General features: G+C 60.1%; 13 protein-coding genes and 1 pseudogene. 6 read left to right on the top strand and 8 right to left on the bottom strand.

The features are described from left to right. Nucleotides 1–122: 122 nt before the first annotated feature. The 5 genes and pseudogenes from ABLX76_RS06985 to ABLX76_RS07005 form a co-directional block, all read right to left on the bottom strand. On the bottom strand, nucleotides 123–449 hold the full coding sequence (locus ABLX76_RS06985; RefSeq protein ID WP_065881387.1) for a nitroreductase: 327 nt from the start codon (nucleotides 447–449) through the stop codon (nucleotides 123–125). A 668-nt stretch (nucleotides 450–1,117) separates the two neighbouring features. Further along, nucleotides 1,118–1,429: pseudogene (locus ABLX76_RS06990) on the bottom strand (transcriptional regulator); the annotation flags it as partial. A gap of 121 nt (nucleotides 1,430–1,550) precedes the next feature. Beyond that, nucleotides 1,551–1,937, bottom strand: a complete 387-nt coding sequence (locus tag ABLX76_RS06995; RefSeq protein ID WP_086075655.1) for a VOC family protein — start codon at nucleotides 1,935–1,937, stop codon at nucleotides 1,551–1,553. A 40-nt stretch (nucleotides 1,938–1,977) separates the two neighbouring features. Next, nucleotides 1,978–2,412 (bottom strand): VOC family protein, encoded by a 435-nt coding sequence (locus ABLX76_RS07000; RefSeq protein ID WP_065881391.1) that lies wholly within the window; start codon nucleotides 2,410–2,412, stop codon nucleotides 1,978–1,980. Nucleotides 2,413–2,528: 116 nt separating this feature from the next. Next, nucleotides 2,529–3,728 carry an MFS transporter gene (locus ABLX76_RS07005; RefSeq protein ID WP_087849304.1) on the bottom strand — a complete coding sequence of 400 codons (1,200 nt, stop codon included), beginning with the start codon at nucleotides 3,726–3,728 and terminating at the stop codon, nucleotides 2,529–2,531. Between the two features lie 296 nt (nucleotides 3,729–4,024). Between ABLX76_RS07005 and ABLX76_RS07010 the strand changes: the two genes are divergently transcribed. After that, a complete protein-coding gene (locus tag ABLX76_RS07010; RefSeq protein ID WP_348874303.1) occupies nucleotides 4,025–5,182 on the top strand; it encodes a M20 aminoacylase family protein in 1,158 nt (385 codons plus the stop codon). A gap of 45 nt (nucleotides 5,183–5,227) precedes the next feature. On the opposite strand, the gene fdhF is transcribed toward ABLX76_RS07010, so the two are convergent. Both fdhF and ABLX76_RS07020 read right to left on the bottom strand, forming a co-directional pair. Then, nucleotides 5,228–7,378 carry a formate dehydrogenase subunit alpha gene (fdhF, locus tag ABLX76_RS07015; RefSeq protein ID WP_261902334.1) on the bottom strand — a complete coding sequence of 717 codons (2,151 nt, stop codon included), beginning with the start codon at nucleotides 7,376–7,378 and terminating at the stop codon, nucleotides 5,228–5,230. Between the two features lie 246 nt (nucleotides 7,379–7,624). Further along, on the bottom strand, nucleotides 7,625–8,704 hold the full coding sequence (locus ABLX76_RS07020) for a malate/lactate/ureidoglycolate dehydrogenase (RefSeq protein WP_023290033.1): 1,080 nt from the start codon (nucleotides 8,702–8,704) through the stop codon (nucleotides 7,625–7,627). Nucleotides 8,705–9,007: 303 nt separating this feature from the next. Between ABLX76_RS07020 and ABLX76_RS07025 the strand changes: the two genes are divergently transcribed. The 3 genes from ABLX76_RS07025 to ABLX76_RS07035 all read left to right on the top strand — a co-directional run bounded on the left by ABLX76_RS07025 (nucleotide 9,008) and on the right by ABLX76_RS07035 (nucleotide 13,003). Continuing rightward, nucleotides 9,008–10,096 carry an ABC transporter substrate-binding protein gene (locus ABLX76_RS07025; RefSeq protein WP_023290032.1) on the top strand — a complete coding sequence of 363 codons (1,089 nt, stop codon included), beginning with the start codon at nucleotides 9,008–9,010 and terminating at the stop codon, nucleotides 10,094–10,096. A 74-nt stretch (nucleotides 10,097–10,170) separates the two neighbouring features. After that, nucleotides 10,171–11,940, top strand: coding sequence for an iron ABC transporter permease (locus tag ABLX76_RS07030; RefSeq protein WP_004189548.1), 1,770 nt, complete (start codon nucleotides 10,171–10,173; stop codon nucleotides 11,938–11,940). Next, nucleotides 11,933–13,003 (top strand): ABC transporter ATP-binding protein, encoded by a 1,071-nt coding sequence (locus tag ABLX76_RS07035; protein WP_002908292.1) that lies wholly within the window; start codon nucleotides 11,933–11,935, stop codon nucleotides 13,001–13,003. The genes ABLX76_RS07030 and ABLX76_RS07035 overlap by 8 nt, the downstream gene beginning before the upstream one ends. 7 nt (nucleotides 13,004–13,010) lie before the next feature. On the opposite strand, the gene ABLX76_RS07040 is transcribed toward ABLX76_RS07035, so the two are convergent. Next, the gene (locus ABLX76_RS07040; protein WP_261902335.1) at nucleotides 13,011–13,382 is read right to left on the bottom strand and encodes a VOC family protein; all 372 of its coding nucleotides are present in this window, start codon (nucleotides 13,380–13,382) and stop codon (nucleotides 13,011–13,013) included. Between the two features lie 500 nt (nucleotides 13,383–13,882). Here ABLX76_RS07040 and ABLX76_RS07045 point away from each other — a divergent pair, with 500 nt between their 5' ends. Together ABLX76_RS07045 and ABLX76_RS07050 are read left to right on the top strand one after the other, a co-directional pair. Then, nucleotides 13,883–14,638, top strand: a complete 756-nt coding sequence (locus tag ABLX76_RS07045; protein ID WP_004175724.1) for a gluconate 2-dehydrogenase subunit 3 family protein — start codon at nucleotides 13,883–13,885, stop codon at nucleotides 14,636–14,638. 2 nt (nucleotides 14,639–14,640) lie between these two features. Next, the gene (locus ABLX76_RS07050) at nucleotides 14,641–16,425 is read left to right on the top strand and encodes a GMC family oxidoreductase (RefSeq protein WP_002908285.1); all 1,785 of its coding nucleotides are present in this window, start codon (nucleotides 14,641–14,643) and stop codon (nucleotides 16,423–16,425) included. The last annotated feature ends 8 nt before the right edge of the window (nucleotides 16,426–16,433 follow it).

Here is a 16,433-nt window from a genome sequence, read left to right on the forward strand (position 1 = left end):
GCTGAGTGTGGGCTGGGGAGCGTGAGGGAGTGTAGGCTGCTTTTAGCGTGGTTGGGGAAGGTGTGGGAGTCAGGGTGGGGCAGAGTTGGCCCAGGAGCGGACCATATCGGCCATTGACATGGTTAACGCCCCGATACACGTGATTTATCCGCCTCGACATTTACGCTGACATTCAATCTTTTGGCTTCTATCGTTATCATTTTTTGCGCAAGCGCCATGTCCCCACCGTGCACCCGGTCTATCAACGTCTGGACGATTGTCATCATCAAAAAAGGCTGATTGGCAGGATAAAACTCTGTCATATCAATGCCATGCTCCGCAAGTTCCTGGTGTGCGGCTTTTTCTGTTTGTTCAACAATATTAGCGACTTCCGCAGTCATTTTATCGATATGCTTGAAGACAACGCGATTGATAAAGTCAATTTGCTCAGGCGTGAAATTCTTTTCCATCCGGACTTACCTTTGAGTATTTTAAGTATCCTGAAGCATATCATACCCTGACCAGAGGCGACGGAACCACTGGACGCCTGAAGCTATGCCTGAACATTACAGAGGTTATTACGGTAATCCTTTCTTTGTTGTCGAAATGCCCGATGGCGGATTGGTGGCAACGGGGTATCTGGATCTTACCGGGGAAGCGTAGAAGCGATTAAAAGAGGGCTGAAACAGTTAACCCTGACCTCAACACCCAATGCGCAAACCTTCTACGAAAAGCATGGCTTTATGTTTATCAGGGAAAGTAAATACCCATCAAGACTTGCCCAGACAGATGTACGCGGTATGGACATGTCTATTGCACTATAAATTTGAGTTTCCTGTTGCCTTTCAATGTCAACCCTTCGCTCAGCGCTGAAACTCACCAAAGCCACCATCGCCTGGATTTTCTGCCACCGGTCAAAGCGAGTGCGTGGTCCCATTTTTTTAGAATGGCCGTTTCGCCCGCGAAGGAGAGCTTTTGCTCCAAATGGAAATACCGAAATGGCCTTAAGCGACCGGGAATATTTCACCTTATGATGTGAGCGATCCCACTGTTTTTTACCTTGTTATGTTCTGCTTTAATCATTCACAGAAGTGCCATCAGCTTTTAAACTCCACAACGCCTGTCTTCTGTTAAACATTTATCCCGAAAGACCGGTTTCCTGTTCCTGTCGGGCATACACCACCAGCCGCAGGTGTCGGTCTTCATCAACGGTCAGTGAGGTGAATTCGAAAGGGACGGGCTGCTCGTCGACCAGTCAATGACGGACACCATGGCACGGGACCTGCACCTGATGTTGCCGCCACCATAATTTAAACGCTGGCGAGATCCGTTCCAGATCGTTGACCAGTTCAGGAATGTCGGTACTTTGGCTGGCGCGGGTAAAATCCCGGCGAAAGCTGGACAACATCAGCGGCGCCTGTTGCTCCCAGTCAACGATACGCGCCTGCAGGACTGGTCTGCTGGCTGTTGTGGATGATGCAAAAATCGCCACGAATACCGAGATAAACGGCGTTTATCCCTTAACGTCCGGGTCAAACTTAACCGCGAATATGCAGGGTGAGAAATGAGGCTCACCGCGCATAATAAACAAACGCCAGCTTATTGCCGTCGGGATCGCGGACGTAGGCGCTGTGAAAGCCGTCGCCATACTGCGGACGGTGACCGGGCGCGCCTTCGTCACGCCCGCCGAGTTGCAGGGCGAGGGCATGCAGTTCCGCAATATGTTCGACGGAGCGGGCGTTAAGCGCCACCATCGTTCCATTGCCCACCCCGGCAGGCTGCTGATCAAAGGGGACGCCCACGCACAGCCCGCAGGTCTGGTTGCCGTTGAAGGTGCCCCATGAGGCGCCTTGTTCGTTACGGCCGGCTTTGGCGTGCCCCAACAATGCCATTAACGGGTCATAGAACTCGATGGCGCGTGGTAGATCGTTCGTTCCCAGCATAATGTATGAAAACATAGTGTCCTCCTGTAGCGGCAAAAAGGTGACTCTCGCCCGCTTACTGCGTGAAGCGGATGGCAACAGACCCGGCGCTGCGCTCAGCCTCGCCATGGTACACCGCCTCAATATTATTCCCCTGCGGATCCAGCACAAAAGCGGCATAGTAACCAGGATGATAGTGTCGTTCGCCAGGCGCGCCGTTATCGCGGCCGCCATGGGTCAGCGCTGCATGGTAAAAAGCGTCCACCATGTCGCGATCTCTGGCCTGGAACGCCAGATGGTGGCGCCCTGTCAGTTTCCCGGCGGCCTCCGGGCTGTGGCGTGAGGCCACCACCAGTTCGTCAGCCAGCAAGTATTCATTGGCGGTGGCGATCGCCGGGATCTCCAGCGCCGACAGTACGGCGGTATAGAAGTTTTTGCTTGCCTCAAAGTCTTCGACAACCAGCAGAATATGATCGATCAATCTGCCACGATGTAAGGTATTGCTTTCCATGGAATGTCCTCCTGGCAGGGGGGGCCGGCAATGGTTAACAGCAGTGAGCCAGCAAAAACAGGATGCCCTCCGGTAAGGGCCATAAAAAAGGCTGGCGCCAGGCCAGCCCGTCAGGACTACTGCGCGGACTCCGTCGCTTCGTCCATGTCCTCTTCCTGCTCGCTGGCGAGCAGGGTTTTCTCGTTTTTACACAGACACTGGATCAGCAGGAACAGCCCGCCGCTGGCCACCAGGGTGGCGATCAGGCCATCGTAGCCGGTGATGCCGATCAGCATGCCGCTGACTACCGGCCCGGCGACGCTGCCGGCGGACCAGAAAAAGCCGAACAGGGCGTTAATCATAATCAGCTTCTGCCCGCTAAAGGTTTTCCCCGCCCGCACCAGCGACAGGGTATACAGCGCCCCCGCCGCGGCGCCCAGCAGCAGACAAATGGCCATCAGCTGAATGCGTGAGCCGAGCATTAGCGGCAGGGCCAGCAGCGACAGGCTGAAGACCACCGCGCAGGCCAGATGCACGCGGCGAATGCCGACCCGGTCGGCCAGCCAGCCGAGCGGGGTCTGGAACATCGCATCCCCGGTAAGCACCACGGTCACCAGTAGCACCGCCATTCCTTCATTAAGCCCCTTGTCCATGCCGTACAGCGGCAGCAGGGCGAGGATGCTGGCGTCAAAGAAGGCGAAGCAGAAGACCCCGGAGGCCAGTACCGGCAGGAAGGCGCCGAGGCTGCGCCAGCTGGCGCGCTCCCCAAGGCTTTCGCGGGTGCCGGTGGGCAGATGGCGCAGCATCAGCAGGCAGACGGCGGTGACCGCGACGATCGCCATCAGCGCCGAGGCCTGCCAGGTGGGGCCGACGGAGATCAGCAGCGGCCCGGCCAGCTGACAGCCGGTAAAGGCCGAGGCGTAGATGCCGGTGAGGGTGGCGCGCTGGCTGCCCGCCGCGCCGCCGGTGATCCAGCTTTCGCCCAGTACGATAATGACCCCGGAGGCCAGGCCGGTCAGCAGGCGCGGCAGCAGAAGCAGCGTCATATCGGTGGTCATGCATGAGGCGATGGTCGCCAGCGCCAGCAGGATCAGACTGCCGCTCAGCAGAACGCCCATTTCAACGCGCCGGCACAGCGCAGGAGAGAGGAAAGAGGAGATCATCATACCGGCGGGCGGCAGGGCGGCCAGCAGGCCGACGTACAGCGGCGCAACCTGCTGCTGCGCCAGCTCAAGACTGATTAACGGCACCGTATAGCCGGTGATAAATCCCACGAGCGACGCGGCCATGATCATCGCCAGCGTGGGGGCAAGACGATTCTGGTCTGGGTTAAACATTTTATTTCCGATGACGGAGAGGTCAGTAGTGGATCCTTCGGCAAATTGCCGTCCTGAGTTGCATAATAATTAATCGCCTGGCCGTTGTCACCGTTGAAATCACTACCAAAAAAGGTCCGCCCGGCGGCGGCTGGCGTGTACGCCGCGTCGCTGCCGCATTTCGTGACGTTGTCAGCGTGTTAACGACAGGATATAACGGAGGGAGCGGCAGCGACCCGGCGCCGGTGAGCGACGGGGAAGAACGCAGCGCATGACCCAATTATTCAGCATTACGCTATGCAGGAAAGGAGTAATACATGGCCGTATCGCCGTCACTGATCGCCGAAGCCACAGGCTGGCGACGTGAGTTTCACGCCGCGCCTGAGCTCGGATATCAGGAGCAGGAGACCTCGCGCCGCGTCGCCGAGCTGCTGGTCTCGTTTGGCCTGCAGGTTCATCGCGGGCTGGCCGGCACCGGCGTCGTGGCGACGCTGGAAAACGGCCCCGGGCCGGTCATCGGCCTGCGCGCCGATATGGACGCCCTGCCGATCACTGAGCTGGGGAGCGTCAGCTACCGTTCGCGCCGCTCCGGGGTAATGCACGCCTGCGGCCACGATGGCCACACCGCGATGCTGCTGGCGGCCGCGGCCCATCTGGCGCAGACCCGCCAGTTCAGCGGTACCGTCCACTTTGTCTTCCAGCCGGCGGAAGAGAACCTTGGCGGCGCGCGCAAAATGGTGGAAGAGGGGTTATTCGAACGCTTCCCGATGGATGCGATTTACGCGCTGCATAACTGGCCGGGGATCCCCCTCGGCGAAGTGGCGCTCAGCGATGGCGCGATGATGGCTTCCCTCGACGCCTTCGAGATCACCCTGCGCGGCAAAAGTTGCCATGCGGCGATGCCGGAGAGCGGGGCCGATCCCATCGTCGCCGCGGCGCAGCTGATTATGGCGCTGCAGACCATCCCCTCCCGTCGCCTGTCGCCACAGGATTCCGCGGTGGTCAGCATCACCCAGATAAACGGCGGTGAGGCGATCAACGTCCTGCCGGACACCGTGGTGCTGCGCGGCACCTTCCGCTGCCTGAGCAATCGCGTTCGCGCCCGCGTGCGGGAGCTTATCGAAAGCTATGTGGCCACCCAGCCGCAGGTGTCCGATGTCCGGGGCGAGATTAGCTGGTTTCCCGGGTATCCGGTGACCAAAAACCATGCGCCGCAGGCGCAACTGCTGCGCGAGGTGGCGGTCGCCACCCTCGGCGCGGAGGCGGTGCGCTGGAACCAGGCGCCGTCGATGGCCTCGGAGGATTTTGCCTGCATGCTGGAGGTCTGTCCGGGGGCCTATTTCTGGATCGGCACCGATGGCGAAACGCCGTCGAAGCCGTTGCATAACGCCAGCTATGACTTTAACGACGCGCTGATTAGCCACGGGGTGGCGATGTGGGTGGCGCTGGTGGAGAAACAGCTGCCGGCGGCGTAACCCGCCGGCAGCGGCAGGAGGGAAGGGAGCGCGCGCTCCCTGAGGTCAGACGTCGGCGGCGGCTTTCAGTCGCGCCTTCATGTCGCTGTAGGCAGTCCAGGCATAGCGCTCCGCCCACTGCTGGTCGGCAATCGCTTCCACTTTCACCGCACAGTATTTGGTCTCCGGCGTTTTGGAGATCGGATCCAGGTTATCCTGGGTCAGCTCATTACAGGCGCCCACCCACCACTGATAGGTCATATAGACCGCGCCCGGGTTGATGCGATCGCTGAGGTCGGCGCGAGTGATAACCTTTCCGCGCCGGGAGCTAACCCACACCAGCTGTTTGTCGGCGATCCCCAGCCGTTGCGCATCCACGGGGTTCATCTGCACCCGTCCCGGCTCGTCGGCCAGCGACTGCAGCGCGGCGCAGTTGCCGGTCATCGAGCGGCAGGAGTAGTGCCCCACCTCCCGCACCGTGCAGAGCACCAGCGGCCATTCATCATCCGGACGCTCCGCCGGCGCGCGCCAGGCGGTGGCGAACAGCTGCCCTTTACCCGATGGGGTGTCGAAGCGGTTGTCTTTATACAGCCACGGCGTGCCGGGGTGGTCGAGGGTCGGGCATGGCCACTGAACATGGCCCATATCGCCCATTTTCTCCCAGGTCACGCCGTAGAACAGCGGGCAGAGCTCGCGCATCTCGTCCCAGATCTGCTGGTTGTTCTCATAGTGCATCGGATAGCCCATTTCGCTGGCCAGCAGACTGATGATCTCCCAGTCGCGCTTCACATTCCCCGCCGGCGGGATCGCCTGTTCAAACCGCTGAAACCCGCGGTCGGCGCAGGTGAAGACGCCGCCGTGCTCGCCCCAGGAGGTGGCCGGCAGCAGGACATCGGCAATCTCCGCCGTTTTGGTCATGAAGATATCCTGCACCACCACGAAGTCCAGCGCCTCGATGCCTTTGCGCACCAGGCCGAGGTCGGCTTCGGTCTGCAACGGATCTTCGCCCATAATGTAATAGGCTTTGATCTCGCCCGTCAGCGCCTTATGCGGCACCTCGGTGATGCGGGTGCCGACCTGGTCATCCATCTGCGCCGGGTTGATCCCCCAGGCGGCGGCGAATTTCGCCCGTACGGCCGGGTCGGTGACCTCCTGATAGCCGGGGAACAGGTTCGGCAGTACGCCCATATCGCAGGCGCCCTGTACATTGTTTTGCCCACGGACCGGGCCCACGCCGACGTTCGCCCGTCCCAGGTTGCCGGTGAGCAGCGCCAGGCTTGCCAGGCCGCGCACCACGTCCACCGCCTGGCCAAACTGGGTGACCCCCATGCCCCACATAATGGTGGCGGAAGGGGCGGCGGCAAACATGCGCATTGCCTCGCGGATCGCCTGCGCGCTGACTCCGACAATCCCTTCCACTGCTTCCGGGGCGTAATCCTTCACCGCCTCGCGGTAGGCGTCCAGCCCTTCGGTATAGCGTTCGACATAGGCTTTGTTGTACAGCTCTTCTTCCAGCAATACATAGCCGAAGGCGTTCACCAGCGCCATGTTGCTGCCGTTGTTGAGCTGCAGATGACGGTCGGCTATGCGTGCGGTTTCAATGCGTCGCGGATCGCAGACGATGATTTTGGCGCCGTTTTCGCGGGCTTTGATCACCCGGCGGGCGACGATGGGATGGGAGTCGGCGCAGTTGTAGCCAAAGACCAACAGGCACTTCGAGTTTTCGATGTCGCTTATCGAGTTGCTCATCGCCCCGTTGCCCAGCGCCTGCTGCAGCCCGGCGACGGAAGGGCCATGGCAGACGCGGGCGCAGCAGTCGACGTTGTTGGTGTTCAGCACCGCGCGGGCGAACTTTTGCATCACATAGTTGGTTTCGTTGCCGGTGCCGCGCGAGGAGCCGGTGGTCATGATGGCGCGCGGGCCATGCTTCTCTTTGATCTCCCTGAGCTTGCTGGCGGTATAGCGAATCGCCTCCTGCCAGCTGACCGGCGTGAAAGCGCCGCCTTTCTGGTAGCGGATCATCGGTTGTTTAAGACGGGGCGTCAGGAGCTGCGTGTCATTAAGAAAATCCCAGCCGTAATAGCCTTTCAGGCACAGCTGGTTCTGGTTGGTGACGCCGTCGGCGGCTTCCGCGCGAATGATTTTATTGTTGTCGACAACCAGTTTAAGTTTGCAACCCGCCCCGCAGTAGGGGCACACGCTCGTGATTTTTTTCATCAGTAACAGACCTGTTAACAGTGAACAGAGGATCGCTGTCGCGCCGGGCCCGACGGGCAACGATCGCGGTATCGCCTGGTGGTGATGCGGACGCAGGCCCGCTGCGCTATGCAGGTCTCGTGCCAGAATTTAATTTATTGATTTAAAATGAAAAATAACAGGGGAGGGATGACGGGAGCGTGACCTCGTCACTAATGACGATGACGCAGAGCGCCGACGTCAGACGCTCTGCAGGGGATAATGCCGCTACGCGAGAGGGCGGCAGCGGGCGATATGCGACTCGCTCAGGCCGACGTCGCGCGCGGCGGCGCAGATCGCCTGCCAGCTGCCCGCATCCAGCGGGATCCCCTCGGCCAGGCGCGCTTCGCGGTTGGCGGCCTCCCATTCGCCGGGGGCCAGCACCGGGGCATCGGGATCGTGCGGCGACTGTTTACACCATGCGATAAAGGCCTCCGTCTGCGCCTGGCTGTCCGGGGCATCGAACGCGTCCGGGCGCAGGATCACGGTGGTCATGCAGTTAAAGATGGCGTCGACGCTGGTCTGCAGGCTTTCCTGATGGGTGGTTTGCCCCCCGGAGAGCGCGCCGCCGAGCACTTCGCACAGTGTCGCCAGGGCATAGCCTTTGTGCTGGGCGAAGGTGAGCAGGGCGCCCAGCGGCGAGGTCTGCATCACCGCCGGGTCGGTGGTGGGCAGCCCCTGGGCGTCGATCAGGCAGCCGGGCGCCACGGCTTCTCCTTTGTGCCAGGCGACGCGGGTTTTACCAAAGGCGATGGCGCTGGTGGCGTAGTCCAGCAGCAGCGGCGGATGGCCCGCGCGGGGGAACACCACGCACAGCGGGTTAGTGCCGAAGCGGCTGTCTTTTCCGCGGAACGGGGCGACCATCGGGTCGCCGATCACGCTGACGAAGTGAATGGAGATCAGCCCGGCGGCGGCGCACTGTTCCGCCCAGTAGCCGATGCGTCCAACGTGATGCGCATTGCGCAGGGCGATAGCCGCCATGCCGTGCTGCTTCGCCTTTTCGATGCCTAACTGCATCGCTTCGTGGGCGACCACCTGGCCGAAGCCGGCGTTGCCGTCGAGGGTGACCACGGCGCCGGCGTCTTTGGTGACCGTGGCGTGGCGGTTCAGCTGCAGAAAGCCGCCGGCGTGGGATTTGACATAGCTTGGGATCATCCCGACGCCATGGGAGTCATGCCCGGCCAGGTTGGCGGCGATCAGATGGTCGGCGACCAGCGTCGCTTCTTCTGAGCGGCTGCCGAGATGGGTAAACAGTGAGACGACAAACTGATGCAGATCCGTCGCCAGAAAGCGGTGTCCTGTTGGCACTGATTCTCTCCTGTAGTCTGTTGTTATTTTGTTATGTTTGCCGTTTTATGCTGCGCCGCCCGGCGCAGAAGGTCAAGGGCGGACTCTCCCGGCGACAGGCCCCTGCGCCAGCACCTGCGTTATACGACAGACGATAAAAAACCGGTCCGGGATCGCGTTTTAATTAACGTCATAAACACCACATTTTTAAATTCTGCCACTGTCACAAAAGCCAGAAAAAAGCCAGCCCCGGCGTTGCAAGGGGAGCTGATACCACTATATGTTAAATTTGTGTTTATTAATTGATGATTAAAGGTTGGTATCATGTATAAGAAAATAAGTGGTTTAGTGGTTTCACTGACGGCCGTTTTCGCCTGTGCCGCCTGGGCGGAGGTGCCTGCGGGCTATCCGGCGGATTATCAAAAAACGGTTGATGCCGCCGTCAAAGAGGGCAAGGTGGTGATCTATTCCACAACCGATACCAAAGCGGCCGGGCCGTTAATTAAAGGATTTGAAGCGCAATATCCGGGCGTAAAAGTCGAATATAACGACATGAACAGCACCGAGCTGTATAACCGCTATATCAGCGAGCAGGCCGCCGGGGGCGGCAGCGGGGACGTGGTGTGGAGCTCATCAATGGATACCGCGCTGAAATTAGCCACCGAGTACGCGGAACAATATGCCTCGCCGGAGGTGAAGCAATTACCCGACTGGGCGGTGTGGCAGCAGAAAGCCTATGGCACCACCTACGAACCGGTGGTATTTATCTATAACAAACGACTGATCCCGCAGAATGAGGTGCCGGACTCGCACACCGCGCTGGCCAAATTGATCGCCAGCCAGGCCGATAAATTTAAAGGCAAAGTCACCACCTACGATATCGAAAAATCGGGCCTCGGCTTTATGCTGGCGGTCCAGGACAGCCAGGCCGACGCGAACTATTTTACCGACCTGGCGAATATCGCCAAAGGCGGCCTGACGGTGCAGTCTTCCACCGGCACGATGATGGAGCGCGTCTCCTCTGGCGAAAACCTGATCGGCTATAACATTCTTGGCTCCTATGCCGAAGCGCGGGCGAAAAACGATCCCTCTTTAGGCATCGCCTATCCGAAAGATTACGTGCTGGTGCTCTCCCGCGTCTCGTTTATTAGCCAGGAGAGCGAACATCCTAATGCTGCGAAATTGTGGCTGGATTATGTCCTGTCGGAAAAAGGTCAACAGATCCTCGCCAGCCAGGCGGATATTCCCTCTCTTCGTCGCGATATTGAAGGCAAAAATGATATTGACGGCATGACCACGCTGCTGGGCAAAGCGTTAAAACCGATCCCGGTCAACGAAACGCTGCTGGATTATTTACAGCCGCAAAAACGTCTGCAGTTTATTAAACAATGGCGCAGCGCCGCCGCGAAATAATCCTCCCCCGGGGCATCGCCGATGCCCCTTATTCACACCCGGCGGGTTTATTCACCTGACCAAAGGGATGAACCATGAATGTATTACGCAGAAAGTGGCAGGGGCTGCCGCGCGGCGTGGTGGTGTGCATCACGGCGCTGGTGATTTACGTCCCGCTGTTATTTATTGTGGTGCAGAGTTTTCTCTCCGCGCCGTTCTTTTCCCGCTCCAAATCCTGGAGTCTGGAAGCCTTCGCTTTTATTTTTACCGACCCGGATTTTTATCTGGCGTTAAGGTCAGGGTTTATTCTGGCCTTTGGCCTGGTGATTATCGCCATTCCGCTGGGCGGTATTTTGGCCTTTCTGATGGTACGCACCGATTTACCCGGCCGGCGGTTCATTGAGCCGCTGATCCTGGTGCCGATCTTCGTCTCGCCGATGGTGCTGGGCTTTGGCTACGTGGTGGCCGCCGGGCCGGTAGGCTTCTTTTCCCAGTGGGCGCAGCAGCTGATCGGCTTTGTGCCGTGGAATATCTACTCGATGTTCAGCATTGTGGTCATCGCCGGCTTAACCCACGTGCCGCACGCCTATCTCTATATCTCCTCGGCGCTGCGCAGCGTCGGCTCGGATGTGGAAGAGGCGGCGCGCACCGTCGGCGCCACGCCGCTGCAGGTGATGACTTCGGTGAGTCTGCCAATGGTACGGCCCTCCATTCTTTACGCCTGCGTGCTGCTCTTTTTCCTTGGTCTGGAAGTCTTCGGTCTGATGCTGGTGCTGGGCGACCCCGAGGGCAACATGGTGCTGGCGACCTATCTCTACAAGCTGACCAATAAGCTTGGCACCCCCTCCTACCATCTGATGGCGGCGGTGGCGGTGGTGCTGATCTGCATCACCATCCCGCTGGTCATGCTCCAGCGTCGGCTGATGCGCACCGCCAACCGCTTTGTCACCATGAAGGGCAAGGCGTCGCAGGCGCGGGCGCTGCCGCTGGGCAAATGGCGCTGGGTGGCCGGGGCGGTGGTGGTGGCCTGGCTGACGGTGACCATCGGCGTCCCGCTGCTCGGCGTGGCGCTGCGCGCCTTTATCTCCAACTGGGGCGTCGGCGTGTCGCTGTGGGATGAGCTGTCGCTGACGACGTTCCACAATATCTGGCAGCAGCCCAATCTGCTGCGGGCGATCGTCAACTCGATGGCTATCGGCATCGTCGGCGGCGCGCTGGCGGTGATCTGCTATCTGTTTGTCGGCATCGCCATGCACCGCAAAGCGGACAACGTCACCCGCTTTCTTGATTACAGCGTGCTGGTCCCGCGCGCGGTGCCGGGGCTGCTGGCCGGTCTGGCCTTCCTGTGGGTGTTCCTGTTTGTGCCGATGTGGCTCGATCAGTCGCTGAAGCATGGCTGGCTCTCGGCGCTGCCGGTGGCGGACTGGCTGCGGGAGCACCTTATCGTGCAGCTGCGCGCGCTGCGCAATACCATCTTCAGCGTCTGGCTGGCCTACACCGTGGTATGGATGGCCTATGGCCTGCGGCTCATCTCCTCAACGCTGCTGCAGGTGGGCCCGGAGCTGGAGGAGGCGGCGCGCAGCACCGGCGCCTCGCGGGGGCAGATCACCCGCCACGTCACCGTCCCGCTGTCGCGCTATGGGCTGATTGGCTCCTGGCTGCTGATGTTTCTGATCTTTGAGCGCGAATATTCCACCGGCGTCTATCTGCTGTCGCCGGGTACCGAAACCATCGGCTCAATGCTGGTGTCGCTGTGGGCGGCGGGGGCCATCGATATCGTCGCGGCGCTCTCCTTTATCAATATTCTGCTGGTGGTGATTGGCCTTGGCATCGCCCTGCGCTTTGGAGTGAAATTACATGATTGAGTTATCGGTAGAAAATCTGCATCTCACCTATGGCGACAACCCGGTGCTGAAAGGGGTGTCGATGACGCTCGGCCGGGGAGAGGTGGTGTCGCTGCTGGGGCCTTCGGGAAGCGGCAAAACCACGCTGCTGCGGGCGGTGGCCGGGCTGGAGAAGCCGACGAGCGGGCGGATCGCCATCGGCAACCGCACGGTGTACGACGGCACGCCGCGCAGCGAAATCCCGGCCGAAGAGCGTAACCTCGGCCTGGTGTTCCAGTCCTATGCCCTGTGGCCGCACAAAACGGTGTTCGACAACGTGGCCTATCCGCTGAAGCTGCGTAAAGTCGCCGCCGGGGAGATAAAAGAGCGGGTGCAGCGCGTGCTGGATCAGCTGGGGCTGGGGCATCTTGGCAACCGCCATCCGCACCAGCTCTCCGGCGGCCAACAGCAGCGGGTGGCCATTGGCCGGGCGCTGGTCTACAACCCGCCGGTGATCCTGCTGGATGAGCCGCTCTCTAACCTCGACGCCAAGCTGCGCGAGGAGGCGCGGGTGTTTCTGCGCGAGCTGATCATCAAGCTGGGCCTCTCGGCGCTGATGGTCACCCACGATCAAAATGAAGCGATGGCCATCTCCGATCGTATTCTGCTGCTGAACAATGGCGTCATCGAGCAGCAGGGGACGCCACAGGAGATGTACGGCAGCCCGGCGACGCTGTTCGCCGCCGAGTTTATGGGCAGCAATAATCGCCTGCACGGCAAGGTGATGGCGCTGGAGAACGGCAGGGCGCGCATCGAAGGCGCCAGCTGGAGCCTGTGGGGGCGAGCGGGCGAGGGGGTCAGCGTCGGCGAGCCGGCGACGGCGGTGATCCGCGTCGAGCGCCTGCGTCTTGACGGCGCGGCGCAGGATAACAGTCTCCAGTTACCGCTGCTGACCAGCATGTACCTCGGCGACCGCTGGGAGTACCTGTTCCGCACCGAGGGCGACGACTTTCCGCTACGCGCCTACGGAACCGCGCTGCGCGATGCTGAACACTGCCATCTGACGCTTCCGGCGGAGGATGTGTGGATTTTTCCGCAGCGGTAACCGTTTGTTAAGACGCCAGATGGCACACGGCTTCAATATTGTGCCCGTCTGGCGCGATCACAAAGGCGGCGTAGTACCCGGCGTGGTAGTTGGGCCGTAACCCCGGCGCGCCGTTGTCCTTTCCTCCGGCGGCCAGCGCCGCCTGCCAGAAGGCATCCACCTGCTCGCGGCTGTCGGCGCGAAAGGCGATATGCAGCGGCGCCGGTTTGTCCGCACTTTGATAGAGACACAAAGAGACATCCTCGCTACCCGCCAGCTCTGCGCCGTAGGTCGGCTCGCCTTCATCGACCAGCGTTACGCCAAGCGGGGCCAGAGCCTGTAAAAAGAACGCTTTGCTGGCGGCATAGTCGCTGACGCCGAATTTCACATGATCGAACATCTCTTCTCTTCTCCTGTGGATGGGGATCGCCAGCCGAACGCGTTAGCCGGGAAATAGATGCAAAATAGTTAACAACGGGTAGTAACTTTTTTAACAGCTCAAAATGTTTAATTATTCCTAATACGAGTATTTACAGACGTTTAATCTGCCATGTACCATAAACAAAAAATAACATTTGTGATACAAGTCACTCTTTTTTGGCGCATGGGTAAGCTCAGCGCGGTGTGAACGCCGCCGGTTTACCGCCTCAAGGTTATGGCAGCACCCTTCTCACGATGACATTCCGGTGAATTTCTCTCCGATTTCCCGCGTTTCGTTGAGAATCGTCTACTATCCAAACGATAACCCTATAAATGATATCGCCTCTGGCGATGTTTTATCCGACTTGCCGGTCCGGGCCAGACGCTAAGCGGTTTAAAAGCGCAATGGTATCGGTTCCAGCACGACATTCACTGGTTTTGTCAGCGACAAAAACAGTAATTTTCAATGACAGGAATGTGATGATGTCGAGCGAGAAAACAAACAATTCCAGGCGTGATTTCCTGGTGAAATCGATGGCGCTGATCCCGACGGTGGTGATCGGCGGCGCGGGAGCAGGGGCCATTGGCGTGGCCACCAGCGCGACCGCGCAGGCGGCCCCCGCTTCAGAGCCAGCCTCCGGGAACACGGCGGCGGCCAGCGACTGGAAGCCGCAGTTCTTCAACGATCGTGAGTGGGCGTTTATCAACGCCGCTGTCGCTCGCTTAATCCCGGCGGATGAACTTGGTCCCGGCGCCAAAGAGGCCGGCGTGCCGGAGTTTATCGACCGCCAGCTCAATACCCCTTACGCCACCGGCTCCATCTGGTATATGCAGGGGCCCTTCAACCCCGACGTGCCGAAAGAGATGGGCTATCAGCTGCCGCTGGTGCCCAAGCAGATCTATAACCTCGGGATCGCCGATGCCGAGGCCTGGTGTCAGGACAAGTATCACAAGACCTTTGCTGAACTGAGCAGCGAGCAGCAGGACGAGGCGCTCGGCCTGTGGGAATCGGGCAAAGCCGAGTTCAAACAGCTCCCGGCTTCGCTGTTCTTCACCTATCTGCTGCAGAACACCCGCGAAGGCTTCTTCAGCGACCCGATCCATGGCGGTAACAAAGGCATGGTCGGCTGGACGCTGATTAATTTTCCCGGCGCGCGCGCCGACTTTATGGACTGGGTTGAACGGGGCGAACGCTACCCCTTCCCGCCAGTATCAATTAATGGGGAGAGGGCGTAATCATGGCCACCGTATTGAAAAAAACCGATGTCGCGATCGTCGGCTTCGGCTGGGTTGGGGCGATCATGGCCAAAGAGCTGACCGAAGCCGGGCTCAACGTCGTGGCGCTGGAGCGCGGCCCGATGCGCGACACCTGGCCGGACGGCGCCTATCCGCAGGTGATTGACGAGCTGACCTACAACATCCGCCGCAAGCTGTTCCAGGATCTGTCGAAAAGCACCGTCACCATCCGGCATAACACCAGCCAGCAGGCGGTGCCGTATCGCCAGCTGGCGGCCTTCCTGCCGGGTACCGGCGTGGGTGGCGCCGGGCTGCACTGGTCCGGCGTCCATTTCCGCGTCGATCCCATCGAACTGCGGATGCGCAGCCACTATGAAGAGCGCTACGGCAAAAACTTCATTCCCCAGGATATGATCATCCAGGATTTCGGCGTCACCTACGACGAGCTGGAACCGTTCTTCGATAAAGCGGAGAAAGTGTTCGGCACCTCCGGGACCGCCTGGTCGATCAAAGGCAAGGTCGTCGGCAAAGGCCGCGGCGGCAACGCCTTCGCCCCGGACCGCTCAGATGACTTCCCGCTGCCGGCGCAGAAAAACACCTGGTCGGCGCAGCTGTTTGAAAAAGCGGCGCTCGAGGTGGGCTACCATCCCTACAACCTGCCGTCGGCCAACACTTCCGACTCCTATACCAACCCCTACGGGGCGCAGATGGGCCCGTGCAACTTCTGCGGTTTCTGCAGCGGCTACGCCTGCTACATGTACTCCAAAGCCTCGCCGAACGTGAACATTCTGCCGGCGCTGCGCCAGGAAAAACGCTTTGAGCTGCGGACCAACGCCAACGTGCTGAAGGTCAACCTGACCGATGACAAATCCCGTGCCACCGGCGTGACCTACGTCGACGGCCAGGGGCGCGAAATGGAGCAGCCGGCGGACCTGGTGATCATCGGCGCCTTCCAGTTCCATAACGTGCACCTGATGCTGCTCTCCGGGATCGGCAAACCCTACAATCCGGAGACCGGCGAAGGGGTGGTGGGGCGTAACTTCGCCTACCAGAACATGACCACCATTAAGGCCATTTTCGACAAAGACACCTACACCAACCCGTTTATCGGCGCGGGCGGCAACGGCGTCGGCGTCGACGACTTCAACGCCGACAACTTCGACCACGGCGCGGCGGGCTTTGTCGGCGGTTCGCCGTTCTGGGTCAACCAGGCCGGGACCAAGCCCATCTCCGGTTTCCCGGTACCGCCGGGCACCCCGGCGTGGGGCAGCAAATGGAAAGCGGCGGTGGCCGATACCTACACCCATCACCTGTCGATGGATGCTCACGGCGCGCACCAGTCCTATCGGCAGAACTACCTCGATCTTGATCCGAACTATAAAAACGTCTTTGGCCAGCCGCTGCTGCGCATGACCTTTGACTGGCAGGAAAACGACATCAAGATGGCGCAGTTTATGTTCGATAAGATGGCGCCGATCGCCAAAGCGATGAAGCCGAAATATATCCTCGGCAGCCCGAAAAACGCCAACAGCCACTTTGATACCACCACCTACCAGACCACCCATATGAACGGCGGGGCGGTGATGGGGGAAGATCCGAAAACCAGCGCCGTTAACCGTTATCTGCAAAGCTGGGACGTGCATAACGTCTTCGTCATCGGCGCCTCCGCTTTCCCGCAGGGGCTGGGCTATAACCCAACCGGCACGGTGGCCGCGCTGGCGTACTGGTCAGCGAAGGCGATCCGCGAGCAGTATCTGAAAAATCCGGGTCCCCTGGTGCAGGCATAAAGGAAGGC

This window comes from Klebsiella sp. JB_Kp004 (genome assembly GCF_040065795.1).
In the GTDB taxonomy this organism is placed as follows: Bacteria; Pseudomonadota; Gammaproteobacteria; order Enterobacterales; family Enterobacteriaceae; genus Klebsiella; species Klebsiella quasipneumoniae.